Source organism: Acinetobacter sp. VT 511, assembly GCF_001077515.1.
Classification (GTDB): domain Bacteria; phylum Pseudomonadota; class Gammaproteobacteria; order Pseudomonadales; family Moraxellaceae; genus Acinetobacter; species Acinetobacter schindleri.
Genome location: NZ_LFRE01000073.1, coordinates 121,571 through 148,236 on the forward strand (window position 1 = coordinate 121,571; position 26,666 = coordinate 148,236).

Sequence of the window (26,666 nt, forward strand, 5' to 3'; positions counted from 1 at the left end):
AATATGGATACTCTTGATTATAATGAGCCTACTTCATTGGGGAGTAGCCGCCTTTTGCGCAAAGCGAAAGGGTGATGGTCAACATATTTGTCCTGAACCGGACATGGTCATCATAGCAAAGAACCAAATGAGCTTCTTGAAGCTTTCTTTTGTTGGCAAGACCTTTGATTTACCATTCTGCAGATTTTGGCTGGCGGGAAGGGTAAGTCATCGGTAGCACATGCCAGCCAGAGAAAGACACATGTACGAATTCCTTCTTTCAACTGCCGTCGTAGCACTTGCCGAAATGGGCGATAAGACCCAATTGCTTGCCTTGCTGCTTGCCGCGCGATTCAGAAAGCCTGTTCCTATTCTTATTGCGATCTTGCTAGCGACCTTGATTAACCACGGTTTGTCTGCGGTATTGGGTCAGTGGATTACCACGGTCATCAGTCCAGATGTGTTGTTATGGGTTGTTTCAATTGGTTTTATTGCCATGGCGATCTGGATGCTGATTCCGGATGAACTTGGTGATGAATCTTCTAGCATCAATAAATGGCAAAAATTGGGGGTGTTTGGTGCGACCTTTATCCTATTCTTCCTGGCAGAAATTGGTGACAAAACCCAAGTTGCAACTGTAGCCCTGGCAGCACGTTTTGACAGTGTGCTTTGGGTGATGCTGGGAACCACAATAGGTATGATGATTGCCAATGCACCGGCAGTTTTTATTGGGGATAAGCTGGCAAACCGCCTGCCAATCGCCTTGATTCACAAAATTGGTGCGTTGATCTTCCTGTTGATTGGTATTGGTACCTTGCTCAAACATTATTATTTCTAATTCATAAGAATAATATATTAAATCCTGAGCTAAAAACTCGGGATTTTTTATTGTGAAATAGCTATCAAAATGCTGATAAATAAGGCTATATAGACATTTTTATTTATTGTAAGTTTCTCTGAATACTTATATGTTAACAACAACACAAAAATCATTTTTAAATGTATAAAATTGGGGAAAGTTATGGCTTTTGAACGTACCACATCACAGGTTTTATTCGATGATGGCATCCACAAGTGCATTAGTTTTACCAGCCTGGTAAAAGGTGAAGGCGTTCAGGCCAACCAGTTTTTAATTATTGATAATAACCGTGCGGCAGTACTGGATCCGGGGGGTGACCTGACTTATGTGCCGCTCACCATGGAACTGAACAAGTATACCCGTCTGGCCAATCTGGACTATGTCATGGCCTCGCATCAGGATCCGGACATTATCACTTCGATGCCGCGCTGGTTAGTCTATACCGATGCCAAAGTGGTCGCGTCCAAGCTCTGGGCACGTTTCTTGCCGCACCTGAACTCGGCCTTTATGAGTGACCGCATGAAAGGTAACTGGTTAGATCGTCTGGTGGAGCTGCCGGATCATGGCCAGATTATCAAACTAGGCAATTCCAATATTGTGGCAATTCCTGCTCATTTTCTGCATTCAGTCGGTAATTTCCAATTCTATGACCCGATTGCAAAAATCCTGTTTTCAGGCGATATGGGCGCGTCTATGGTCGAAGACGCTTCGCGTCCACTGGAAAACTTTGCGGCGCATATCCCGAAAATGAAGGGTTTTCACCAGCGTTATATGTGTAATAACAAGGTGATCCGTCTCTGGGTGCAAATGGTACGTACCATGGATGTAGAAATGATCGTGCCACAGCACGGTACACCGTTTGTGGGCAAAGAGCAGATTAATCTGTTTCTGGACTGGATTGAAACCCTGGAATGTGGCACTGACTTAATGGATGAAACGGTATTTACCTGTCCGGAATAACAGGAAAAATTAAAAAAATACTTGAGTGAAAAAACAACATTTTTTATATTTTCGGATTCCAAAAAATCTTTTTGATGACGAGAATTTATAAAAAATGTTGTCTCAAGTTCCAACACAGGATGCATGTTTAAGTTGTGGCGCATGTTGCGCCCATTTCAGGGTGTCGTTTTACTGGGCAGAGGGCATTCCTATGCCAGAGCACTATACGGAACCTGTTACATCGGTGTATTCGTGTATGGCCGGGACCAATCAGAAAAATCCGCGCTGTATTGCATTACAAGGTACGATTGGTGAGCAGGTCAGTTGTGGTATGTATGAGCTACGCAGTACTTCATGTAAGGAAGTACAGGTTGCAGATGCGCAGTGTAATAAAGCCCGCATTGCCCATAATATGATTCCATTCATCCAGATCGATCGGGATGAAGCTGGGAATGACAATAACTTTGAACGCGTCAGCTAAATCTGCATGCAAGATTTACAAAAGCAGGGCTTAGGCTCTGCTTTTTTATTGGGTATAGGTGTTGGTATGAGTGAGCCTCGAATCTGCCATGTTGCAGGCAAATGATTATTTTTCCATGATCTGTTTTTTATCTCACTATCTGTGGAAAAGAAGAAGTGTATAAATGATTTTGTAAGCTTAATTATTCTTCTTGCCAAGCTGGAATATTTAAACTGTTGATTGAATAGTCGAATTTATAAATTTAGCCAGTTAAATTAGATCTAAGTCCAGATTTCGACAAAATAAATTTTGCAATTGCAATGAAATTTAGAGCTAAATTTGTTTATAATGGCGCACGGAAATTACCAGTGAGACTGTTATGTTGACCATCGTTCAAGACGCGTTAACCTTCGATGATGTCCTATTACTCCCTGCCTACTCTACTGTTCTCCCAAAAGATGTCTCTCTAAAGACACGCCTGACTCGCGGCATTAACCTGAATATTCCTCTTGTGTCTGCAGCTATGGATACGGTGACTGAATCCCGTATGGCGATTGCAATGGCGCAAAATGGTGGTATCGGTATTCTGCACAAGAACATGGATATTGCTGCACAGGCTGCTGAAGTACGTCGTGTGAAGAAATTCGAAGCGGGTATGGTGAAAGATCCAATCATTGTTACCCCAGAAACTACCGTTCGTGAGTTGATTGCCTTAACTCAGGCAAACAATATTAGCGGTGTACCTGTTGTTAAAGATGGCAAAGTGGTTGGTATCGTGACAGGTCGTGATACACGCTTTGAAACCAATCTTGAACAGCCAGTCAGCAACATCATGACAGGTCAGGAGCGTCTGGTCACAGTTCGTGAAGGTGAGTCGAAAGAAAACATCCAGGCCTTACTGCAAAAACACCGTATCGAAAAAGTTCTGGTTGTAAATGAACAGCAAGAACTGAAAGGTTTGATCACGGTTACAGATTTCCGCAAAGCTGAAAGCTATCCAAACAGCTGTAAAGATGACCTGGGTCGCCTACGCGTGGGTGCTGCGGTTGGTACGGGTGCAGAAACACCAAGCCGTGTTGAAGCATTGGTTGAAGCTGGTGTAGACGTGATTGTCGTCGATACTGCACATGGTCACTCTGCTGGTGTGATTGAACGTGTACGTTGGGTAAAACAGAATTTCCCACAAGTTCAGGTGATTGGCGGTAATATTGCGACGGGTGATGCTGCACTTGCACTTCTGGATGCTGGTGCAGATGCTGTTAAAGTGGGTATCGGTCCTGGCTCCATCTGTACGACGCGTATTGTTGCGGGTATTGGTATGCCACAAATCTCTGCAATCGATTCAGTTGCGAATGCATTGAAAGAACAGATTCCATTGATTGCTGATGGTGGTATCCGTTTCTCTGGCGATATGGCAAAAGCGATTGGCGCTGGTGCAAGCACCATCATGGTGGGTTCACTGTTGGCTGGCACCGAAGAAGCACCAGGTGAAGTTGAGTTCTTCCAGGGTCGTTACTATAAAGCTTACCGTGGTATGGGCTCATTAGGTGCGATGGCTGGAGCAACAGGTTCTGCAGACCGTTATTTCCAGGATTCTAAAGCAGGTGCCGAGAAACTGGTTCCAGAAGGCATTGAAGGCCGTGTACCTTATAAAGGCCCAATGGGTAACATTGTGCATCAGATGATGGGCGGTCTGCGTTCATCTATGGGTTATACCGGTTCTGCAGTGATTGAAGATCTTCGTCAAAATGCGAAGTTTGTGAAAATCACTTCTGCAGGTATGTCTGAATCTCACGTACATGACGTGACGATTACCAAGGAAGCGCCAAACTATCGCGTTGGCTAATTTCCTTTCTGCACTCATTCGAAAAAAGCCGTCATAGCAATGACGGCTTTTTTATTTTGGTGTAAAGTGTTGCTCATTGTAAAAATGGATGGTGTAATTCATCCACTAAGAAGAGAGACAACAATGAGTTATTTTGGTACCGATGGTATTCGTGGCAAGTTTGGCGTATTGCCGATTACCCCTGAATTTGCACTTAAATTAGGCTTTGCAGCAGGGAAGGTACTCAAGCGACATAGCAAGAAAAATAAACCGCTGGTGGTGATGGGGAAAGATACCCGTTTATCAGGCTATATTTTGGAATCTGCCTTGCAGGCGGGCCTTAATGCGGCAGGTGTTTATGTACATTTACTGGGTCCATTACCGACTCCTGCAATTGCCCATTTGACCCGTGCACTGCATGCCAGTCTGGGTATTGTTATTTCAGCTTCTCATAATCCGTATTTTGATAACGGGATTAAATTTTTCTCTAGTGAAGGCAAGAAACTACCGGATGCCTTACAAGATGAAATTAATCAGGAGCTCGAAAAAGAAATAAGTATTGAAGATACGGCGAACCTGGGTAAAAGTTTCCGTGTCAAAGATGCTAATGGTCGTTATATCGAATTCTGTAAATCGACTTTCCCATATCATTTAGATCTGAATGATTTAACGATTGTAGTGGATTGTGCCAATGGGGCAGCCTATAACGTGGGTCCTGCAGTGTTCCGTGAATTGGGCGCAAAAGTTATTGCAATGTTTGATGATCCTGATGGTCTCAATATCAATAAAGACTGTGGCTCAACACATCCTGAGAATCTGCAAAAAGCAGTCGTTGAATATCAGGCTGATCTTGGGATTGCCTTTGATGGAGATGCTGACCGTGTCATTATGGTCGACAAAAACGGTGAGCAGATTACTGGTGACCATATTCTGTATATCCTTGCGACTCAGGCCAAAAATAAGCCAGCAGGAATTGTAGGCACACTCATGAGTAATATGGCGCTGGAACTGGCTGTAGAAAAAGCCCAAGTCTCATTCTTGCGTGCCAAGGTGGGTGACCGTTATGTATTACAAGGTCTGGAGCAAAAGGGATGGGTCACTGGCGGTGAGCCATCCGGTCATATCCTGACATTAGACAAGAGCACCACGGGTGATGCCATTATTGCTGCGCTACAAGTATTGACAGTGATGGTCGAGCAGAAGAAAGCCCTGCATGAACTGGTAGCTGATTTCCGCTTGTTACCGAACGTATTGGTCAATGTACGTCTGGATGCCATGTTTGATCCGTACGCCGTCCCTGCGCTTGCTGCTGAATTTGAAAAAGCAGAACAACAGCTGAAAGGCCGTGGCCGCTTGCTGATTCGTAAGTCAGGTACTGAGCCGGTTATTCGTGTTATGGTGGAAGGCGAAGACCTGGATGAAGTCACTACACTGGCCCATTCATTGGCAGATGCTATACGTGCCAATGCTGCCTAAACTTGCTGACTGATTATAGAGAGATGGAATGACTGATTTAATTAAAGATCTGAGTGAACTACGCCTGAATTATCAGAAAGGCGAGCTGCTTGAGGATCAGGTTAAACTGGATCCACATGAACAGTTTTTGCTCTGGTTTAACCATGCCCTGGCAGCGCAATTGCATGAGCCTTATGCCATGTCACTGGCTACGGCAAATGCGCAAGGTCGTCCGCATGTACGCACAGTCTTGCTACGTGGGGCGACTCCAGATGGCTATGCTTTCTATACCAATTATGATAGCCAGAAAGGGATGGATCTTGAGGTAAATCCTTATGCTGAGCTGCTATTTTACTGGCAGGAGCAGGAACGACAAATCCGTGTTTCTGGGCGTGTAGTTAAAATCTCTGAAGAAGAATCCACAGATTATTATCATAAGCGTCCACGTGACAGTCAGATTGCTGCGCATGTCAGTACGCCCCAGAGTGGTGTGATTGCCAGTCGTGATGAGCTGCAGCAGCGTTTCTGGGACTATCATGATACGATGGCGAACCAGGAACAGCTTGATAAGCCAGAATTCTGGGGTGGTTACCGTTTAGTACCTGATTATTATGAATTCTGGCAAGGACGTCCAAATCGTTTGCATGATCGTCTGAGTTATACCAAGAATGACGATGCCTGGACATTGCAGCGACTGATGCCATAAATGCCAAAACTTGAAATCAAGCAGCGCCCTTTACTGACCCGTCCTGAATCTTTTCAGGACGTACCGTCTTTTATTGCAGAGATTCTGGCACGCCGTGGAGTGGAATCGCAGCAGGAGCTGGAGCTGAAACTCAAGCATCTGTTGGCACCGAGCATGAAAGGCTTGCCGGAAGCCATTCAGCTGATCGATGCAGCGATTGATGCAGGTCAGAAAATCGTGATTGTCGGTGATTATGATGCCGATGGTGCCACCAGTACCGCATTAATGCTGCTGGCACTGCGTGATATGGGAGCGGATGTTGATTATCTGGTCCCCGACCGTTTTAAATATGGCTATGGCTTAACGCCGGCAATTGCTGATCTGGCATTTGCCAGTTTTACCCCTGATCTACTCATTACTGTGGATAATGGTATTTCCAGTCATGACGGGGTAAAACAGGCACAAGATCATGGTATGCAAGTGATCATCACTGATCACCATCTTACCACCAAACCGACACCTGCTGCTGAAGCGGTGGTCAATCCAAATCAGCTCGGTTGTGAATTTCCAAGCAAGGCACTGGCTGGGGTAGGCGTGGCTTTCTATGTATTAGCCAATCTATCTACCCATCGTAAGAAGCTTGGTAAGTCTTCTACAGTAATCACCAATTATCTGGATCTGGTGGCACTGGGAACCTATGCAGATGTAGCTAGCCTGGACTATAACAACCGCATTCTGGTTGATGCTGGACTGAAGCGGATTCAGCAGCACTTATGCCGTCCAGGGATTAGTGCACTGCTGGAAATCGCAGGGCGGGATGCAGCAACGTTAAAAGCCCAAGATCTCGGTTTTGTACTCGGTCCGCGCATTAATGCGGCTGGACGTATGGAAACCATGGATATCGGGATTGAATGTCTGCTCGCTAAAGATCTGGCAACTGCTTATCCACTCGCAGAACAGCTGAATCAGCTCAATGTCGAGCGCCGTCAGGTCGAAGGCAAGATCAAGCAGGAGGCGCTGGCTGAACTGGAAAAAATCCAGCTGGATGAAACAGAGCTGCCAGCTGCCCTGATCATGTTTGAACAGCATTGGCATCAAGGCGTGATTGGAATTGTCGCTGGACGTTTAAAAGAACAGTTTCATCGTCCAAGTATTGTTTTTGCTGCAGATGCAGATGGCATTCATATCAAGGGTTCTGCACGTTCAATTGAGGGGATTCATATCCGTGATGCGATTGAGCGGGTGGCTGAACAAAATCCACATATTGTCAGTCACTTTGGTGGGCATGCAGCAGCAGCAGGACTGACCATTAAAAAAGCACATTTTGCTGAATTTAAGCAGACCTTTGAACAGTTAATTGGCAGTATGGATGAAAGTCTGTTTACTGCAACGTTATGGACTGATGGTGAGTTGCCAGCCTCTGCATTTCAGATTGATACAGTAGATCTTTTGCATAATCTGAGCCCATGGGGACAGAAATTTCCACAACCTATATTTGAAGGCATATTTAAAGTATTGGATTATCGCTGGCTTAAAGAGGTACATCTGAAGCTGCGAGTGGCGTTGGAAAATGGACAGGTGGTGGATGCGATTGCTTTTAATGCAGCCAGTAAATATCAGTTTGACCCAATGCAGGACAGTGTACGTCTGGTCTATGAACTGGATAAAAATATCTTCAATGGAAATGTCAGTTTGCAGATGCGGATTGCACATCTGGAACAGTAAATAAAAAAAACCGCTCTTTTGAGCGGTTTTTTTATACTCTGTAATATTTAATTAGAAGCGATAGGCACCACGTACACCGAAGATGTCAGCATTGTCACCAAAAGTAATACCACCTTCTAAACTAAATTGCTGAGAAAAGAATTTTTTAGCACGTATACTAAATACGTCAGTACCTTCTAAGTCAGAATCAGTATATCCAATACCTACACTAAAGGTTTTATCTAGATATAAATCAGCTCCCAGATTATACGCATCGATGTCACCGAAACTGGCACCAGCTTCAAAATTCATATCATAAGTTCCAACTTGAGTTACATATTTCGCACGTAACGTTGGATCAATTTCATCATCTGCGTCATCTTCAGAAATGCCGATAAGTCCTAAAGCAACTAATAAACCAGGAACTGGTAAGTAGCCTGCTTCAGCGCTATAACTGGTTAAATCCCCAAAATCATTATCAAAATGAGAAAGACTACCACTCAAGTAAAAATCTGAATTTGGAACAAAGTATTTAATACCTGCTTGAATCCCAAAAATCTCTGAGTCATCTACATAACTTAAAGCACCATTTATATTGCTCGCGCGATTTAAGAATGCAGCTTCGTTTAAAGGGTAATTTTTGATTTGAACTGGGCTGAAGTAATGAGTGCCATCAATCGAAAAACCTACATCTGAACCACCTTGGTCGCGGTCTAGGATCTCAATAGTGCCACCTACTTCAGTCTGATAAGCATGGCTCAAACCAAATGTACCCAGCAGGGCAGTTACAAGTACAATTTTTTTTAACATGTAAAAGTCTCGGTTGTTATTGATAAAACTTGAAATTTTATACTTGTAACAAATTGTATGTTTTTTATTCTTATGGTCAAGACCATTGGTCTTATTTTGGTGCATTAAAAAGCCCCTCCGAAGAAGGGCTTTTTTATTAAAGCTATGTCTAACTTAGATTAGAAGCGGTATTTTGCAGCTACACCAAATTTGTTGTAGTCATTATTACCTGCTTCACCAAAGCCTACACGGCCTTCAAGGCTAACTTGCTGGTTGATGAATTTACGTGCACTCACACCAAATTCACTACGGTCGATAAGGTCATTGTTCTGATAGTCAGCACCAACGCTTAAAGTTTTATCGATAAAGTAGTCAGCTTTCAGGTTGTACTCATCGAGATCACCAAAAGCGGCACCAGCTTCAAGGTTAATGTCTTTACCGTTGCTTAAGGTAGTCACATATTTTGCACGAAGTGTTGGATCTACACCGTCATCACGGTCGTTATCCCATCCTTTCACACCAGCAGCAATCAATAAGCCTGGTGCTGGAAGGTAACCCACTTCTGCAGCATAAGTCGTTAGGTCATTATCGAAGTCATCATTGTCTTGCAAGTCATGACCACTCACCTTACCACCTAGATAGAAGTCTGAATTCGGTACAAAGTATTCTGCACCGACACCGTAACGATGTGCTTCAGCATCACCAATTTCATCATATTGGTATTCAGCTTTCACATTACTTGCACGATCAAGGAAAGCAGCTTCGGCTAATGGTGAATTACGCGTTTGTACAGGATTAAAGTAGTAAGTGCCATCTACACCGAAAGAGCCGCTTGAACTACCGTTGTCCGGATCTGTTAAGCCTGCTGATGCACCAATTTCTGCTTGATAAGCATGTGCTGCGGTACCCGTAAAAGCTACGGCTGAAATTAGTGCTGAAGCGATTGCTAATTTTTTCATGCGGATACTCCCCTCTGAAATATTGGCTGGGATTTAATAAATTTTTTGTTACAGTTTCAGTCTAGCCCAAATCGACAGATCGTCAATCAAGGGAAAGTTACATTAATGTCAATTCAGTAATTTTGTGTAATTTTATGATTTTAATTCATTGAAATATAAATAAAAAAAACAATGTTTTGTTTTATTAAAACTATGTAAAGATTGTGAATTTTAGAGATTTTGATTAATAAATAATCAGAAAATTTATGATTAAATAGACTGGTTGAGTTTTAAAAAATTAGAAATTTTTCGTTAATAAAATTCATTTTGAATGCATTTTCTCTCTATATGAAGATGAATCAACACTGCTAAATTGATTGAGTTGAATTATTGAAATAAATATTTATGGCAGGCAGAAATCATACAGATGTCCTGTTCAAACTGCGGGAAAGGACTGTGATATAATTGCCTGCTAAAAATTTATGCCTTATTGATTGAGAGAAATTCACGTGGAAATTAATCCTTATCTACTCCAGCTAAAAGACTTGAACGAACGTGGTCAAACACTACGGGGGTATCTTTGACTACGATCTGAAAAAAGAGCGTTTGGAAGAGGTTCTCCGTGAATTAGAAGATCCAGCCATCTGGAATGATCAGAACCGTGCGCAGGCTATGGCCAAAGAAAAAGGCGAGCTTGAGAATGTACTGAATGTACTGGATGGTCTGGCGAATCAGCTTGAAGATGCACAAGCCATGCTTGATCTGGCTGTAGAAGCCGATGAAGAAGCCATGCTTGAAGATGTTCAGGCAGAATTAACAACAGCAGAAGAAGAGCTGGCAAAGCTTGAATTCCGTCGTATGTTCAGTAATCCAATGGATCCAAATCCATGCTATGTGGAAATTCAGGCAGGTTCAGGTGGTACAGAAGCACAAGACTGGGCATCGATGCTGCTGCGTATGTACATGCGCTGGATTGAACGTCATGGTTTTAAAGCAGAAGTGATGGAAGAGTCTGACGGTGATGTAGCCGGGATCAAGTCTGCTACGATCCGTGTAGAAGGTGAGTATGCCTATGGCTGGTTACGTACCGAATCAGGTGTACACCGTCTAGTACGTAAATCACCATTTGACTCGGGTAACCGCCGTCATACCTCATTCTCTGCAGTGTTTGTATCGCCTGAAGTAGATGACAATATTGAGATTGAAATCAATCCTTCAGATGTTCGTACAGATACTTACCGTGCCTCGGGTGCCGGTGGTCAGCACATTAACAAAACTGACTCTGCGGTACGTCTGACTCATATTCCAACCGGTATTGTGGTGGCCTGTCAGAACCAGCGTTCACAACATGCCAACCGTGACCATGCCTGGAAACAGTTACGTGCAAAACTCTATGAACTGGAAATGAGCAAACGTAATGAAGCGGCTCAAGCATTAGAAGACTCGAAGTCTGACATTGGTTGGGGTAGCCAGATCCGTTCTTATGTACTGGATGACTCACGTATCAAAGACTTACGTACTGGTGTTGAAAATTCAAATACAGGTGCAGTTCTGGATGGTGATCTGGATAAATTTATTGAAGCAAGCTTAAAACAAGGCCTGTAAACAGACCTTTTAACTCTCTGCGTAGCAAAGCAGATACAGTTTGTGACTCTTATATCTAAAATATTCGATATATAAATCGAAAAAATACGATATACTGGGATAAATGCTGCAATCAGCTTTGTTGCGCACGACTATGTGATGTGACTATGGACTTTGATCTGATCTTTAAAGCACTGGCAAATCCCACACGCCGACAAATTCTGGAATGGTTAAAAACACCAGAGCAGTTTTTGTCTGCCGAAGAATGTGGCGGCTTTCAGCGTGGTGTTTGTGCGGGCCAGATTGAAAAATTAGGGCAAGTCTCGCAGTCCACCATGTCCAATCATTTGTCCGTGTTACAGCAGGCGGGATTAATTACTGCCACTAAACATGGGCAATGGTCATATTTCTCCCGCAACGAAGCTTTGATTCAGCAGTACATCGAACATCTACAACAACACCTCTAAAATAGATCTGGAGGTCGGAGTCAGTATGGCTGAATTAAATACCCCCCTGAAACTGGGTGCGCTTGAATTAAAAAACCGTGTCATCATGGCACCTTTAACCCGTAGTCGTGCAACCGATGAGCGTGTCCCAACCGCGATGATGGCTGAGTACTATGCCCAACGTGCAAGTGCAGGCCTGATCATTTCTGAAGCGACTGTCATTTCTGAAGAAGCCAATGGTTACCGCAATACACCTGGTCTATTTACAGATGCACAGGTTGAAGGCTGGAAACTGGTAACCAATGCTGTACATGAGAAGGGTGGTTTAATCGTTGCCCAACTATGGCATGTGGGGCGTGTTTCTGATCCAGAGCTGTTAAATGGTGAAACACCGGTATCTGCAAGTTCAGTACAACAAGCCGGTCACGTCAGCCTGTTACGTCCTAAGCGCCCTTATGTTCTTCCACGTCCGCTGGAAATCTCAGAAATTCATGCCATTACCGAGCAATATAAGCAGGCTGCTATTCGTGCCAAAGACGCCGGTTTTGATGGAGTAGAGTTGCATGGCGCCAATGGTTATCTGATTGACCAGTTCCTGCAAACCAAGACCAACAAGCGTGATGATGAATACGGTGGTTCCGTTGAAAACCGGGCTCGTTTCCTGCTGGAAGTGGTGGATGCCTTGATCGAAGTCTGGGGCGCAGATCGTGTTGGTGTGCATCTGGCACCACGTGGTGACGAGCATGACATGGGTGATGATGATCCACGTGAAACATTTGGTTATGCGATGGAGCAGCTGGGCAAACGTCAAATCGCGTTTTTCTTTACCCGTGAATATCTGGCTGAAGACAGCATTTCTGAATATATGAAACAGCGTTCAGGTGGCGTGCCGTATATTGCCAACATGCGCTTGAGCCGTGAGGATGCTATTGAACTTTTAGCCTCAGGTAAAGCAGATGCGGTCTCTTTTGGTAAGGCCTATATTGCCAATCCGGACCTATACGAGCGTCTGTTGCAAGATGCACCGCTGAACGAGCTAAAACTGGAAAATATGATCGGCAGTCAGGCGGCTGAGGGTTATATTGATTACCCGACTTTGGCAGAAGTAAAAGTTTTAAGCACAATAGAATAATCTGAAAATGAGCCACATCGGTTAACATGTCGATGTGGCTCTGTTATATTTTGCCGATTCACTCAATTTCGGGGCAACATTTGGCTACTCCTTTTTGGTACAACGCGGCACTGACACTGATCAAGCCTTTATATCAGTCACGTATTCGCAAGCGTGCGGAAAGTCCTGAACAACTACAACAGGAATTGCTTGAGCGTTTTGGTCCGTTTCAGACCCCCAAAAACAAACATGCCATCTGGTTTCATGTGGTTTCGGTTGGAGAAACCAATGCGGCACAGCCACTGATTGAATATTATTTAAAATCAGGCCATCCGGTGCTGGTGACCAATACCACTAAAACAGGTCAGGCACGCGCTAAATCTCTTTTTCTTAAAGAACCTTATTTAAATTTATTTCAGGCAGTTTATTTACCTGCCGATCAAAAACATCTGATTCGGGATTTTTATCAGAAATATCAGCCTAAATTGCTATTATTGATGGAGACCGAGCTCTGGCCAAACCTCATTGATCAGGCAAAGAATTATAAGGTGCCCTGTCTGTTGCTGAATGCCCGTCTTTCAGAAAAATCAGCTCAAGGTTATGGCAAGGTCAAAGGGCTAACCTGTGGCATGCTGAACGCAATGCAGCAGCTATTGGCTCAAGATCTTGCAACCCAACAACGTTATATTGATTTAGGCATCGAAACTAAAAAAACCCAGGTTTTAGGCAATATCAAGTTTGATATCACGGCACCACAGCAGTTTATTGAGCGTGCGAGTGAGTTAAAACGGGAATGGACTTTACAAGGCCGTAAGATCATTACCTTGGCCAGTACCCATGCACCGGAAGAGCAGCAGCTGATGGCCGAATTAAAAGCAGCTCTAGATACTGATCCAAACTTACTGTGTATTGTGGTGCCACGTCATCCGGAACGTTTTGATGAAGTGTTTCAGGCCGCGCAGGCTCTCAACTTAACCACCCAACGCCGTAGTTTGGAACAGAAAATTGAAGCGGATACCCAGATTTATCTGGCAGATTCAATGGGTGAGATGTGGCTGTGGTATGCACTTAGCCAAGTCTGCTATGTCGGTGGTTCTTTAAATGAGCCAGGTGGTGGACATAATATTCTGGAGCCGATTGCACTAAATGTACCTACGATTCTGGGTAAGAATTATTTTAACTTCCAGACCATTGTCGATGAGTTTGTTGAAGCTCAAGCTGTAGAAGTGGTAGAGAATGTTCAGCAGGCAGCTACAACTTTGCTGAAGATTCTAAATAATTCCTCCAAGGCAGAAAGTTTAAATACCGCAGCACAAAAGATTATGCAGCAGAATCAGGGTTCGCTTGCCAAGCATATTGCAGTAATAGATCAGTATTTGTAAAACTGCACCACACTCGCATATATCGGTTTACTACTAAAAGTTTAATTGTAGAGATGACCTACTTTTCAGAGATGAAAATTAGCAAAAATCTTTTGTTTGATTGAGGATACATCCATGTACCCTAATCAAACGGGTGACATCCATGTCACCTGTCACGAATGCCAATGGCGAGTTGTTATTCCTATATGACTCATTGTTGTGCTGATGATTGTCGTGCAGACAATGCGTTACTGAATTAAATCTTTTGATTGGTTTTTAGTTATGAACATCGTCCTACTTGATCCTCGTCAAACCCAATCTGAGATTTGGACGATCAGTGCCAAACGCCAATTGGAACATTTGCAGACACATTTGGACATTCAAGTCGGTGATACGCTAAAAGTGGGTATCCGTGAAGGGAAACGGTATCTCACAGAAATTATCGAAATTACAGAAAAAATAGTTCGTCTGAAACCCTTAAAAGAAGAAGCTGTGCCTGCGAAGTTGCCAGTGACGATGATTGTGGCTTTACCACGTCCAAAGGTACTGCGTCGTCTGATAATGGATGCGGTGACACTTGGGGTGGAGAAGATCATTCTGCTGCATAGCTATCGGGTTGATAAAAGCTATTGGCAAACTCCATTTTTACAACAGTTAGATCATTATATAGAGCTGGGACTGGAACAGGCCGGGGATACGATTGCGCCGAAAATTGAACTCTATAAACGTTTTAAGCCCTTTGTAGAAGATGTACTACCGACCTTGATTAGTACAGATTGCCCGGGTTATGTGGCGCATCCTTATGCTGAAAGCAAAATGCCTTTTGCAATTGAGCATCGGTGTACGGTGGTGATTGGACCAGAAGGCGGTTTTATTCCTTATGAAATAGATCTACTTATAAAAAACGGTTGCCAAGCTGTGAGCCTTGGCAACCGTATTATCCGTACTGAAACAGTAATCCCTTATGTCTTAGGTCGACTGTTTAGCACGGCCTGAAGCATCTTCAATATTTTCACCACGGTACACTTTTACTTCTTGTACAGGGTAAGGAATTGAAATGCCATGTTCCGCGAAGGCTTCAATCACATGTTCCTGAACGGTACTGATTGAATTACCTGTCGAATTTTCCTGGGTATCGACCCACCAGGTTACTGTCAGATTAATCGAGAAGTCAGCCAGTTGAGTCACATTGACATTAAAAGCAGGCTGGCTGAGGATCAACTGATCCTTGTCCAGAATTGCCATAATGATACTCTTGGCTTTCTGCACATCATCTTCATAGCCAATTCCAACCACAAACTGACAGCGGCGGCGCGGATAAGCCGTATTTACCGTCACGGCACTGGTATATACCGTTGCATTTGGAATCACAATACGGCGGCCATCGGGTGAGCGCAGGAAAGTTGCACGGATCTGGATATCTTCTACCGTACCCTCCATGCCTGAGACAATAATGTCATCGCCAATTTTAAACGGTTCACCGAGCAGAATTAGCACGCCGGACAACAGGTTCTGGAAAATATCCTTGAAGGCGAAACCGATCGCCACCGAACCAATCCCCAAGGCACTCATCAGCTGCCCGGGTGTAAAGCCTGGAATGGCAATGACCATGGCAATCAGGAAGCCAATAAAAAGAATTGCAGATGTACCGACACGGTTAAGTACCAATACCAGGTTCTGTTTACTGTAACTCCGTTCACCAATCGCTTTACGTACAAAAAACTTGAACAGTTTCGAAAGCAGGTAAAAGATACTGAAAACTACCAGTGCGATACAGATATAAGGCAGGCGCTCCCAAAACGCCTCAATAAATTTATCGACGGTTGAATACGCATCATTATATTTAGCCGTGTGCTCAATGACGGTCTGAGCAGTTTTTTCAGTTGCTTGATGCAACAGCTCAGTGGTCTCTTCAGTCACTTGGCTTAGAGCATTGTCTTTTTCAGCCACGAGTATCCCGATTATAAAAAAATCGCATTATTTTGCCTGATTTTTACATTGAACTTAATAGAAAGTTGCATAGCCCTTGCGGGTGATAGCAAAATTTAACATAAGCTTAAAAATATTCTGTCCCTTGCTGGATCACTTCCTGTGGACTTTCTAGCTCACCACTTCCCATCATAAAGGATACTATGCTGCTAGCAGCAAATAGACTTAACACGGTCAATAGTATCATCAGCCAGGCCAGAATTTTTTCCCAGACTGCAGTTGGTCGCGGTGCACCAAAGCGGTTATGTCCTGCTGTGCCTCTTGCCAGCAGCAGATAGAAAATAAATAAAATATTAACCACCGGCACTAGCATCAGCAGCATCAGCCAGCCAGATTTATTCAGGTCATGCAGGCGGCGTGCCACTACCACAATATAGAAATACAGATAGAACACAACCAACAGCAGATAGCCCAAGCCAGCCAGACCAGTCAGCGCATCAACAAACTGCCAATTATCCAGAGACAAGGTGGTCAGGCTGAAAATACCGCTGACCAGACTGAGGGCAATCGAAGCAAAGAAAAAAATGATATGCAGGAAAGCGTACCAGCCAATAAAGCTGAGCCGGCCAAAGCGCCCTTCAAGAGATAGCGGATTATCATTGGAAGGTGCCGGAGAGCGGGAGAAGAATGGCGAAGTATCTTTAGAGTTCATGGGCTGAGCCAGTTCAAGTAATTGAAAACAGGCAAACATGTTTGCCTGTAAGGAAGTATAAAAATTCAACACCATTATAAGATTAAACGGAATGGTGAGATACGAAAACTAGACAGGAATGTATTGGATTCACCTGTAAACCTATGTTTTAAATGAATTGATCAGAATACGACCAAAGCATGATTGTCCAATTTGAGATAAGCCGTTCATACTGAGCTATGCATAAAAAACAATCAATAACGTGGCATCAACCTCTCGTGATGAGAGGGAATAAGATCAAGGAAGTAAATAATGAAAGAGATCTATCCTGTACCAGCAGAATTTAAAAAAACCGCACGGACCACCGAGGCTGAATATTTCGAACGCTATCAGCGCTCTATTGAAGAACCGGATGAATTTTGGGCCGAGCAAGCCCAGCGCCTTGACTGGATCAAGCCATTTACCAAAGTTAAAGATACCAGCTTCGACAAAGATAATTTCAAGATCGAATGGTTTGCTGATGGCCAGCTGAATGTCAGTGCCAACTGTCTGGACCGCCATCTAAAAGAGCATCCTTATAAGCCGGCAATTATCTGGGAAGGCGATCACCCATCCCGTCACAAGATTATCTCTTTTCATGAGCTGTATGATGAAACCTGCCGCTTTGCCAATGTTCTGAAAAAGAATGGCATCAAGAAAGGTGACCGTGTGGTGCTGTACATGCCAATGGTCTCTGAAGCTGCGATTGCCATGCTGGCCTGTGCCCGTATCGGCGCAGTACATTGCGTGGTATTTGGCGGTTTCTCGCCAGACTCGCTGGCTAGCCGTATTGAGGACAGTCAGGCGAAAATGGTCATCACGGCTGACTCCGGTATGCGTGGCGGCAAGCCCATTCCACTGAAAGCCAATGTAGATGAAGCCCTGAAAATTGCTGGTACTGAATCAGTAGAGCATGTCATGGTGGTGCATCGCACGGGTAATCCGATCGAAATGAAAGAAGGTCGGGATCTGTGGTATCACATGGAAATCATGACAGTCAATGAGATCTGCCCACCTGAACCCATGAATGCAGAAGATCCACTGTTTATTCTGTATACATCAGGCTCAACAGGCAAGCCAAAAGGGGTACTGCATACCACCGGTGGTTATCTGACGTATGTGAACTCTAGCTTCCGCGAAGTTTTCGACATCAAGCAGGATGACGTGTTCTGGTGTACCGCTGATGTGGGCTGGATTACGGGTCATTCCTATGTACTGTATGGTCCATTGTCGAATGGTACCACCACAGTCATGTTTGAAGGGGTTCCGCAATATCCAAGCTGGGCACGCACCGGGCATATCGTGGACAAACACAATGTCACTATTCTCTATACCGCACCCACTGCGATTCGCGCCATGATGCGTGAAGGGGATGCTTTTGTGCGTGAAAGTGACCGCAGCAGCCTGCGCCTGCTCGGTTCAGTCGGGGAACCGATTAATCCGGAAGCCTGGAACTGGTACTACAGTGTGGTAGGTGAAAGTCGCTGTCCAATCGTGGATACCTGGTGGCAAACCGAAACCGGTGGTTTCATGATTACCCCATTACCGGGTGCGACCGATCTGAAACCAGGCTCTGCAACCCGGCCATTCTTTGGTGTGCAGCCAGCGATTGTTGATGCTGAAGGCAAAGAGATGGAAGGTGCAGTGGAAGGTAATCTGGTGATCAAGGATTCCTGGCCAGGTCAGATGCGCACCATCTGGGGTGATCCGGAACGCTTTATCGAGGCTTATTTCTCGACTTATCCGGGGACCTATTTCACGGGTGATGGTGCGCGTCGGGATGAAGATGGCTATTACTGGATTACTGGTCGTGTCGATGACGTGCTGAATGTATCCGGTCATCGTCTGGGAACAGCTGAAATTGAAAGTGCGTTGGTGGCACATGAGTCTGTAGCTGAAGCTGCAGTCGTGGGTATGCCGCATGATATTAAAGGTCAGGGTATCTGTGCTTTCGTGACTCTGCAGGCAGGAACCGAGAGTACGGAAGAACTGCGTGCTGAACTGGTGGCCTGGGTGCGCAAGATTCTTGGACCAGTCGCGACGCCAGATGCACTGCACTGGGCGCCGGCATTACCGAAAACCCGCTCTGGTAAAATCATGCGCCGTATCTTGAGAAAAATTGCAGCGAATGAACTGGATAGCTTAGGTGATACTTCAACTTTAGCCGAACCACAGGTGGTGGATAACCTGATTGCCGAAGTGCAAAGAACCGCTTAAATTTTTATAAAATCAAGAGAATACCGGCTTTCTTTAGCCGGTATTTTTATATCACTGATAAGCTCTGCATGCTTTCGGATATGGGCTCCGAACTTGATCTGTTAAGCTTCTGGCATGCTGTAGATAGCTAAAATGAGTACAAAAGAATGGATGTGCGACAACAATACCTGGATCAATCTCCGCTTGATATTGCTCAGTCTTTGGCAGATCAGTTTGCCCTGAGCGCAGCTGAACGTGATAAACAGGGTGGCAATCCCAAGCAGCAACGCGACCTGATTCGTGACAGTGGCTTGCTCGGGTTGTCTATTCCAGAGCAATATGGCGGACTGGGTGCAGACTGGCAGACTATTTTTCAGACCATTCAGGCAATTGCACGCGTAGACAGTTCACTGGCACATGTTTATGGCTTTCATCATTTACTGATTGCGACGGTACAGCTGTTCTCACAGCCGGAACAATATAGTCCCTGGTTTGAACAGACTGCACGTGAAAACCTATTCTGGGGCAATACCTTAAACCCGCTGGATCGCCGTACGAAAGTTAGTAAAACTTCTGACCAAGAATATATCTTCCATGGAGACAAGAGCTTCTGTTCCGGTTCAATCGACTCAGACATCCTGCTCTGTTCAGGTTATAACGAAGAGGGCCAACTACTGATTGGCGTAATTCCAACCCAGCGTGAAGGCGTCAGCTTCCTGGGTGACTGGAACAATATGGGCCAGCGTCAAACCGACAGTGGTACCAGTCATTTTGAACAGGTGAAAATTCATAAAGATGAGCTGTTATTGAATCCCGGGCCATTGAGTTCACCATATTCCAGCCTGCGTCCATTGATTGCCCAGCTGATTTTTGTGCATATGTTCCTCGGTGTAGCGGAAGGGGCGTTTGAAGTAGCCAAGCAGACAGTACAGACACAAAAAGCCTGGTCGAAATCACTGGTTAAAAATGCAGTCAATGATCCCTTTACCCAGAAGCATTTTGCCGATTTTTATGTACAGCTAGAAGGCGTACGTCTATTGGCAAACAAAGCCATTCAGACTTTGCAAAAGGCTTGGAATGTGGGGCCTGATCTAACAGCTGAAGAGCGTGGTGAAGTATCTATTGCCATTGCCTCCGCAAAAATCGCTGCAACTAATACTTCACTGTATATTACCCAGAATATTTTCCAGGTCATGGGCGCACGAGCAACGACAGCCAAGCTAAATCTGGACCGTTTCTGGCGCAATGTACGCACTCAGACCCTGCATGATCCGGTGGATTACAAATATCAGGAAATAGGTGAATGGGTACTGACGGGTAAAGTGCCTGATCCAAGTTTTTATTCTTGATTCATCTTTTAAAAAGCCTCCATTTGGAGGCTTTTTATTGGTCAGTAGTTTGACTTAAATTTGTTTAAATACTTCGATTGCCCGGGCACGTGAGCTTTTTAAATCGACAATCGGTTTTGGATAATCCAGCCCTAAATCTGGATTTTTGGCATAAGGTTCATGAATGGTTTTAGCATCTAGATGTGCCAGTTCTGGAACCCATTCACGGATATAGTCGCCGTTGGGATCGAAACGCTGTGACTGATTCACCGGATTAAAAATCCGGAAATAAGGTGCTGCATCCATGCCGGTCGAGGCACACCATTGCCAGCCGCCATTGTTAGCAGCCAGGTCACCATCAATCAGATGTTGAATAAACCAGGCTTCGCCCAGCCGCCAGTCGATCAACAGGTTTTTGCTCAGGAACATCGCGGTAATCATACGTACCCGGTTATGCATCCAGCCCGTTGCCAGCAGCTGGCGCATACCAGCATCAACAATCGGAATCCCCGTCCGGCCTTGCTGCCAGGCAGCTAAATCTTCTGGAGCATCACGCCATTCTATCGCCTTGGTATTTTCCTTAAATGGCTGATGTCTGGACACTTTAGGAAAATCGTGCAGGGTATGCTGGTAAAATTCACGCCAGAGCAGTTCATCCAGCCAGGTCTGCTGACCGACATCTTCAAGCTGGAAATAACCTTGAGAAGAGGTGAATAAAGCCTGCACACACTCCCGGATTGAAAGAATACCGATATTTAAATACGGCGATAACTGGCTGGTACCATCGATCGCTGGAAAATCCCGATCGGTTTTATAATCCTTTAGCCGGTCTGCGATAAATTCATTCAGTAATTCAAAGGCGTGTTTATCTTCAACTGGCCAATACGGGTTGGCTGTCTCTGGCCTAAGCCTCAGAAAATTTATCCAAATTAAAATTAAACTGAGAAAGATCGAGTTGTAACTTAGGCTGTGCTTCAATATCTGGATAACAGGAAGGCACATCGATAAGCAGCCGTTCATAGCATTTCTTTTTAAATGCACTAAACACCTGATAAGGCTGTTGGCTCTGATTGCGGATCGAACCTAAAGGAAACAGGGTACGATCTTCATAGTATTCACAACTAATCTGATGCTGTTGCAATAATTGCTCGACAGCCTGATCACGCTGCTGCTCATTAAGCCCGGTTTCGATATTGTAGTACACGGTACTGATTTGAAATTGCTGGCATAGTGCCAAAAGTTGCTCTGGAATATCTGGCCAGAGCGGAATATTTAAAATCAGAAGAGGGATATTCAATGCTTCTAGCTGCTGTTTCACGATTTTTAGCCGGCGCAGATAGAAGTCGATCTTGATCGGTGCATCCTGATGCAGTTGCCATTGTTCAGGTGACAGGATGACCAGCGCCAGACATTGCCTGCTTTGTGCTGCATGCCATAAGGCAGCGTGGTCATGAAGGCGTAAGTCGTTCCGGAACCAGATCAGATGCATGACAGTTTTCTAAATCAATAAGATGCCATGCATTCTAGATAATCTGATCAAACAGAAATAGTAGAGAAATATTAACGTGATAGGAGCTGAAGTTTGTCACTATCAGCTCTGAAGGTATTAGCCTTTGGCGAGATGGATATTTTCCAGCGTATCTACCAGAGTTCGGGTCATCTGGTCAATTTCATAATTCACTTCATCACCAACCTGAACAGATTTCCAGGTCGTTAGGCGTAGGGTTTCTGGAATCAGGTCAATCGAAATCTCACTTTTGACACGATCGACATGGTTTACTGTCAGGCTGCAGCCATTCAGTCCGATAAAACCTTTCAGGAAAAAGTATTTGATATTGCCAGCTGGAATCTGCAGGTTAATATGCAGGGTTTCACCGCGACGCTCGATCTGGGTGACTTGAGCTGTGCCTTCAATGTGTCCGTACAGGTTATGACCGCCATTTTCCGCCCCCACTTTTGCTGAACGTTCAATATTTACTTCATCACCGACTTTAAGTGATTTTAAAGTGGTGAGTTCAAGCGTGACATTAGAAATATCAAAATGAATCTGTTGCTGTTCATGGTCAATCGTGGTCACGGTCAGGCATACACCATTTAGTGCGACACTGGCACCAATAAATACATCTGCAAAGAAACCTTGCTGATCACTGACAATGATCGTAATAAAGCCATTGCCTTTGCGAATTTCAACGACCTTTTCCAGGCCTTGGACAATACCGGTATACATAGTTAAAACATCTATTCTTGCAATTGCATCACATTGTAGGGAGGAATACAGAATCCGGCTAGCGTTGTACTGTACTGCCTGGTTTTCTGCCCAGATAAAAAAATCCCCTAAGCCGAGCCTTAGGGGAGTGAATGGAAAGCGCTGAGATTTCTTGGAATACTTATACGAGCTCAGCGTCTTCTTGTTGCACAGCTGTTGCCTGTTGTGCTTCAAGTTCACGGACCAAAGGCAATACCTTTTGGCCAAAATATTCAACTTCTTCAATAAAGTGCAGGAAGCCTGAAAGAATCAGATCAACACCAACTTGCTTCAGCTCGATAATCCGCTCAGCAATCTGCTGTGGTGTACCAATCAGGTTGGTACGGAAACCGTCATTGTATTGAACCAGATCTTCAAAAGTAGACTTGGCCCAGTTACCTTCACCTTCTGCGGTTGCTGCACCTGCTTCCCGCGTTGCATCACTAAAAGATTTCACTGCCTGGATATTGGCCTTGGCAATGATTTCCTGCAGTACAGCTTGTGCTTCTTCCTCAGTATCACGCGCAATAACGAAGGCATTCACACCGATTTTCACCTGGTGATTGTTGGCTTTGGCCTTTTCACGGATATCATCAATCTGCTTTTTCAATTCTTCAGGCGTGTTGCCATTGGTGAAGTACCAGTCGGATACACGTGAAGCCATATCGCGTGCAGCGCGGGAGCTGCCTCCCTGGAAAATTTCAATATGCGGTTTTTGTAGCGGTTTTGGACTTAAGGTATAGTCATTAAACTGGTAATACTTGCCATTAAAACTGAAATGATCTTGAGTCCAGACACCTTTCAGACTACGGATAAACTCTTCCGAACGGGCATAGCGCTGGTCATGCTCCGGCCATTCTTCACCAATTGCATCAAACTCGCCGCGGAACCAGCCACTGACCACATTAATTGCAATACGGCCATTGGTCAGGTGATCGATGGTTGCCAGCTGTTTAGCAGCCAGCGCAGGTTTCCATGGACCTGGCAGAATCGCAGCGATGACTTTCAAACGTTCAGTCTTGGCCAGAATACCGTGGCTAAAACTGACTGATTCATGCTGATTTTCTGCGTTATAGCCTGCAGTAAAACGGATCTGGGTCAGGGCATAGTCAAAACCAGCCTTTTCCGCTGTCTGTGCCAGACGTACATTATAGTCATAGCTCCAGTCGGTGCGCTGCTCGATGTTACTCACCACCAGACCACCGCTCACATTTGGAACCCAATATGCAAAAGTAATATGTTTGTTATTTGACATTCTTCTCACCCTCTGAAGAAGTTCTTCGTTAAGCAACTTGAGTTTTTGGTGCTTTTTTGCTGTGTAAGCGGGACTCTGCTGCATCCAGGCTAGGCACTGCTGCTGAAGGCAGCACTTCTTCCTGTTCAATCTGTTTATTGATGCCCAGGTTCTGGTTGGCTTGTTGAGACTTTTCTTTAATCACTTCAGCACGTTGACCTTTGGCTGGTGCCCATTCCAGGATTGGTAATGCACGTGCGACAGCCAGTGTGATACGTGCGCGAAGCAGTTCGCTGTGAATGGTATATTCAGGTGTGAAGTCACGATCCGTTGCGTACACACCAATTGGTAATGTTTGTGCCTGAAAGAAGCTGAATAATGGACGTAATTGATGTTCAAGCACCAGTGCATGACGGTCACTGCCACCGGATGCTGCTAACAGGACAGGAACATCCACCAGCGCCGTTTGCTCTACAAAGTCGAAGAAGTGTTTGAACAGGCCAGTGAAAGAGGCACGGTAAACTGGAGTGCCGACGATCAGTGCATCCGCTGCTTCTACAGCTGCCAAATCATCCTGAACGCGTTGCGGTAACTGGTTACGGTAGATTGCACCACCCAGTAACTGACCAATTTCACTAAATTTAATGAAATGTACATTGATAGGTGTGGCTTCACCCAGCTCATCAATAATCGCTTGTACCAGCGCTTCAGTTTTAGAAGGATGATTTAAACCACCAGAAACGGCAACGATATTGAGCGGTTTTTGTAGATCTTGATTTGACATTTTGGAACCTAAAAACGGGTTAGTCTCGGAATGAGCCTATTAATCCAAAATGCGTTCATGAGTGTAAAATAAGGAAAAGCTGAAAAGTTATCTAAATTTGAGATATAACTGAAATATTTGCTTTTTGGAAAGCCAATCGCAACTAATACATTGATATTTTGACTTATATTGAATAAGAATAAGCATTCTAGTCAGCTAATAATGCATATACAAAAAAATGATGAGAATTAAATAATTAGTGAAATACCGATATTTTAGAATTTATGTAACGAAACTGGATATTATTTTTAAAAATTGTACAGTCTTGCATATCGCTGACCTACCGACTACAGGTAGAATATAAGCTACCGTGCACAAGATCTCTCTCACGTCCTATGAATATTTTAATCGTTGATGATCATCCACTGTTTCGTCATGCTTTAATTCAAGCCGTTCGTTATAGCTTACCGCAAGCACAAATTCATGAAACTGCAGCAGTAAATGAATTTTATGAACGCCTGGAAAATGGTCCTGAACCTGATCTTGTGCTGCTGGATCTGAATTTACCGGGTGCTTCCGGCTTTTCTGCATTGGTGCATGTCCGTGCCCAATATCCTTCGCTTCCAATTATTGTGGTATCGGCTCACGAAGAAGTTAGCATCATTCAACGTGCTATTGCACATGGTGCGATGGGTTATATTCCAAAATCAGCACATCCAAGCCATATTGGTGAAGCGATTCGTGAAGTACTGGAAGGCGAAATCTGGTTACCGCCAAATCTCCCAGCCAACATGAACTTTGATCCGCGTGCGGCTGATGAAACTGCACTGGCTGAACGTATTCAGTCTTTGACCCCCCAACAGTTCCGCGTATTGATGATGGTGGCAGAAGGTTTGCTGAACAAGCAGATTGCTTATGAACTGGATGTGTCGGAAGCAACCATTAAAGCCCACGTGACGGCGATCTTCCGTAAGCTTGGCGTACAGAACCGTACCCAGGCTGTCTTGGCGATCAATGCGCTGAATATTGAAGAAAAGAAAATCTAAGCTTTTCGAAGCGCCAAAAAAAGACCTCCGCAGAGGTCTTTTTTTATGGTCTGAATATCTGCTTTTAGGCAATACAGTCCTGTTTTGGCGTAAGGTCAGCACAGAACAGCGGGTTCAAGGCACATTGCAGTTCATCAATCTGTTCTTGAGTCACATAGCCTTTTGACATCAGGTATTCAGCAACACGGTCGTCACGCAGACTTAGAAAAGCTGCATCATACACACCCAGATCGACAAACAGCGCAGCCGTTTCCAGGCTGTTAAAGCGATCCAGGTAAACATCATTGCCATACATCAGGAAAATATGATCCTGTTCTGACTTTGGATCGACGCGTAGGCGCTCTGCCAGCTCGATTGGTGAGGTTTTAATAAAGAGCAGCTCAGAAAGTTCATCAAACTGTGAGGTGTCCAGCTGGTCATCACCAGTTTTAACCTTAGCCAGCCATGCTTTAAATACCAGTACCGCACCACCGCGCAATAACATGCTCCAGATCTGATGACGGGTATCTTCACTTAAATCTGCAGCTTCGGTTTCCAGAGACTGAATCAGCTTCGATTCCTGCTCTGCCAGACGCTCGAACAGCCCCAGACCTTGCGGTTTATAGGCAAAAGGCTCAAACACATCAAAGTGCAGTTCTTCAAATACCTGTAGGGCGAGAGGAACTGCAGATTGATACAGGGTTTCTAGCGCTTCAATTTGAGCAGGATCAAGTTTGCTGTACTTAAACAGATTATTCCAGTCGATTGCCGGCAGCATGGCATTGGCACCGTATTGACGATGAAACTGTCGGTTCTGATTGATCTCAGTATTAGTGTCTAAGCTCATGATTAGTCATCCTTTATGCAGTAATAAATGATCAGCTGACATGCGGATGAGGAATATAGGCATGAATAGATACTGATCGTTTCTAAGTCATATTTTTAGAGCGAAATAGGGGCATGAAAAAATACGACTAAAGTTCAAACAATCAAGTTAATCCTATATTAGTTTATATAAAATAATAGCTTACAATATTGTAACCAAGTACACACAGGTTCACGTCAGGAATGGTGAAGTTTT

General features: G+C 44.5%; 23 protein-coding genes, 1 pseudogene and 1 riboswitch. Of the genes and pseudogenes, 15 read left to right on the plus strand and 9 right to left on the minus strand.

What is annotated here, in order from left to right:
- Positions 1–26 precede the first annotated feature (26 nt).
- A riboswitch (yybP-ykoY riboswitch) is annotated at positions 27–169 on the plus strand.
- 72 nt (positions 170–241) lie between these two features.
- The 7 genes from ACS72_RS11375 to recJ all read left to right on the plus strand — a co-directional run bounded on the left by ACS72_RS11375 (position 242) and on the right by recJ (position 7,927).
- Positions 242–817 carry a TMEM165/GDT1 family protein gene (locus tag ACS72_RS11375; RefSeq protein WP_005220573.1) on the plus strand — a complete coding sequence of 192 codons (576 nt, stop codon included), beginning with the start codon at positions 242–244 and terminating at the stop codon, positions 815–817.
- A gap of 183 nt (positions 818–1,000) precedes the next feature.
- Positions 1,001–1,798: an MBL fold metallo-hydrolase gene (locus tag ACS72_RS11380; RefSeq protein WP_048882181.1), complete on the plus strand. Its 798-nt coding sequence runs from the start codon at positions 1,001–1,003 to the stop codon at positions 1,796–1,798.
- Positions 1,799–1,892: 94 nt separating this feature from the next.
- On the plus strand, positions 1,893–2,258 hold the full coding sequence (locus ACS72_RS11385; RefSeq protein ID WP_081405855.1) for a YkgJ family cysteine cluster protein: 366 nt from the start codon (positions 1,893–1,895) through the stop codon (positions 2,256–2,258).
- Between the two features lie 358 nt (positions 2,259–2,616).
- Positions 2,617–4,083 (plus strand): IMP dehydrogenase, encoded by a 1,467-nt coding sequence (guaB, locus tag ACS72_RS11390; protein ID WP_048882183.1) that lies wholly within the window; start codon positions 2,617–2,619, stop codon positions 4,081–4,083.
- Between the two features lie 123 nt (positions 4,084–4,206).
- Entirely contained in the window at positions 4,207–5,538 is a 1,332-nt protein-coding gene (gene glmM, locus ACS72_RS11395) for a phosphoglucosamine mutase (RefSeq protein ID WP_048882184.1), read from the plus strand.
- Positions 5,539–5,566: 28 nt separating this feature from the next.
- Positions 5,567–6,223 carry a pyridoxamine 5'-phosphate oxidase gene (gene pdxH, locus ACS72_RS11400; protein ID WP_048882185.1) on the plus strand — a complete coding sequence of 219 codons (657 nt, stop codon included), beginning with the start codon at positions 5,567–5,569 and terminating at the stop codon, positions 6,221–6,223.
- The gene (gene recJ, locus ACS72_RS11405) at positions 6,224–7,927 is read left to right on the plus strand and encodes a single-stranded-DNA-specific exonuclease RecJ (RefSeq protein ID WP_048882186.1); all 1,704 of its coding nucleotides are present in this window, start codon (positions 6,224–6,226) and stop codon (positions 7,925–7,927) included.
- A gap of 51 nt (positions 7,928–7,978) precedes the next feature.
- Here the strand turns inward: recJ and ACS72_RS11410 are convergent, their stop codons facing one another.
- Together ACS72_RS11410 and ACS72_RS11415 are read right to left on the minus strand one after the other, a co-directional pair.
- Positions 7,979–8,716, minus strand: a complete 738-nt coding sequence (locus ACS72_RS11410) for a putative porin (RefSeq protein WP_048882248.1) — start codon at positions 8,714–8,716, stop codon at positions 7,979–7,981.
- Positions 8,717–8,874: 158 nt separating this feature from the next.
- A complete protein-coding gene (locus tag ACS72_RS11415; protein WP_004813724.1) occupies positions 8,875–9,654 on the minus strand; it encodes a putative porin in 780 nt (259 codons plus the stop codon).
- 488 nt (positions 9,655–10,142) lie between these two features.
- Here ACS72_RS11415 and prfB point away from each other — a divergent pair.
- The 5 genes from prfB (at position 10,143) to ACS72_RS11440 (ending at position 15,131) form a co-directional block, all read left to right on the plus strand.
- Positions 10,143–11,238 (plus strand): peptide chain release factor 2 gene (gene prfB / locus ACS72_RS11420; RefSeq protein ID WP_099046667.1). Its coding sequence is split into 2 segments (ribosomal slippage): positions 10,143–10,214 and positions 10,216–11,238, totalling 1,095 coding nucleotides; the frame shifts between segments, so codons are not numbered across the junction.
- Positions 11,239–11,384: 146 nt separating this feature from the next.
- Positions 11,385–11,684: a helix-turn-helix transcriptional regulator gene (locus ACS72_RS11425; RefSeq protein ID WP_005180779.1), complete on the plus strand. Its 300-nt coding sequence runs from the start codon at positions 11,385–11,387 to the stop codon at positions 11,682–11,684.
- Positions 11,685–11,709: 25 nt separating this feature from the next.
- Positions 11,710–12,795 carry an alkene reductase gene (locus ACS72_RS11430; protein ID WP_048882187.1) on the plus strand — a complete coding sequence of 362 codons (1,086 nt, stop codon included), beginning with the start codon at positions 11,710–11,712 and terminating at the stop codon, positions 12,793–12,795.
- A gap of 80 nt (positions 12,796–12,875) precedes the next feature.
- The gene (locus ACS72_RS11435; RefSeq protein ID WP_048882249.1) at positions 12,876–14,156 is read left to right on the plus strand and encodes a 3-deoxy-D-manno-octulosonic acid transferase; all 1,281 of its coding nucleotides are present in this window, start codon (positions 12,876–12,878) and stop codon (positions 14,154–14,156) included.
- A gap of 261 nt (positions 14,157–14,417) precedes the next feature.
- Positions 14,418–15,131: a 16S rRNA (uracil(1498)-N(3))-methyltransferase gene (locus ACS72_RS11440; RefSeq protein ID WP_048882188.1), complete on the plus strand. Its 714-nt coding sequence runs from the start codon at positions 14,418–14,420 to the stop codon at positions 15,129–15,131.
- Here the strand turns inward: ACS72_RS11440 and ACS72_RS11445 are convergent.
- Both ACS72_RS11445 and ACS72_RS11450 read right to left on the minus strand, forming a co-directional pair.
- Positions 15,105–16,085: a mechanosensitive ion channel family protein gene (locus tag ACS72_RS11445; RefSeq protein ID WP_048882189.1), complete on the minus strand. Its 981-nt coding sequence runs from the start codon at positions 16,083–16,085 to the stop codon at positions 15,105–15,107. The two genes, ACS72_RS11440 and ACS72_RS11445, sit on opposite strands and share 27 nt — an antisense overlap.
- Before the next feature lie 106 nt (positions 16,086–16,191).
- Positions 16,192–16,815, minus strand: a complete 624-nt coding sequence (locus ACS72_RS11450; RefSeq protein ID WP_081405857.1) for a DUF805 domain-containing protein — start codon at positions 16,813–16,815, stop codon at positions 16,192–16,194.
- A gap of 252 nt (positions 16,816–17,067) precedes the next feature.
- Between ACS72_RS11450 and acs the strand changes: the two genes are divergently transcribed.
- Positions 17,068–19,011, plus strand: coding sequence for an acetate--CoA ligase (gene acs, locus ACS72_RS11455; RefSeq protein WP_005220600.1), 1,944 nt, complete (start codon positions 17,068–17,070; stop codon positions 19,009–19,011).
- Positions 19,012–19,157: 146 nt separating this feature from the next.
- Positions 19,158–20,339 carry an acyl-CoA dehydrogenase family protein gene (locus ACS72_RS11460; protein WP_048882190.1) on the plus strand — a complete coding sequence of 394 codons (1,182 nt, stop codon included), beginning with the start codon at positions 19,158–19,160 and terminating at the stop codon, positions 20,337–20,339.
- A 54-nt stretch (positions 20,340–20,393) separates the two neighbouring features.
- On the opposite strand, the pseudogene phrB reads toward ACS72_RS11460, so the two are convergent.
- From phrB to msuE, 4 genes and pseudogenes are all read right to left on the minus strand, one after another.
- Positions 20,394–21,807: pseudogene (phrB, locus tag ACS72_RS11465) on the minus strand (deoxyribodipyrimidine photo-lyase).
- Positions 21,808–21,924: 117 nt separating this feature from the next.
- Positions 21,925–22,545: a riboflavin synthase gene (locus tag ACS72_RS11470; RefSeq protein WP_008305713.1), complete on the minus strand. Its 621-nt coding sequence runs from the start codon at positions 22,543–22,545 to the stop codon at positions 21,925–21,927.
- Positions 22,546–22,705: 160 nt separating this feature from the next.
- Entirely contained in the window at positions 22,706–23,818 is a 1,113-nt protein-coding gene (sfnG, locus tag ACS72_RS11475) for a dimethylsulfone monooxygenase SfnG (protein WP_048882191.1), read from the minus strand.
- A gap of 28 nt (positions 23,819–23,846) precedes the next feature.
- Entirely contained in the window at positions 23,847–24,581 is a 735-nt protein-coding gene (gene msuE, locus ACS72_RS11480; RefSeq protein ID WP_004890705.1) for an FMN reductase, read from the minus strand.
- A 374-nt stretch (positions 24,582–24,955) separates the two neighbouring features.
- On the opposite strand from msuE, the gene ACS72_RS11485 reads away from it, so the two are divergent.
- Positions 24,956–25,606, plus strand: coding sequence for a response regulator transcription factor (locus ACS72_RS11485; protein ID WP_004813697.1), 651 nt, complete (start codon positions 24,956–24,958; stop codon positions 25,604–25,606).
- A 64-nt stretch (positions 25,607–25,670) separates the two neighbouring features.
- On the opposite strand, the gene ACS72_RS11490 is transcribed toward ACS72_RS11485, so the two are convergent.
- Positions 25,671–26,432 carry a hypothetical protein gene (locus tag ACS72_RS11490; protein ID WP_048882192.1) on the minus strand — a complete coding sequence of 254 codons (762 nt, stop codon included), beginning with the start codon at positions 26,430–26,432 and terminating at the stop codon, positions 25,671–25,673.
- Between the last annotated feature and the right edge of the window lie 234 nt (positions 26,433–26,666).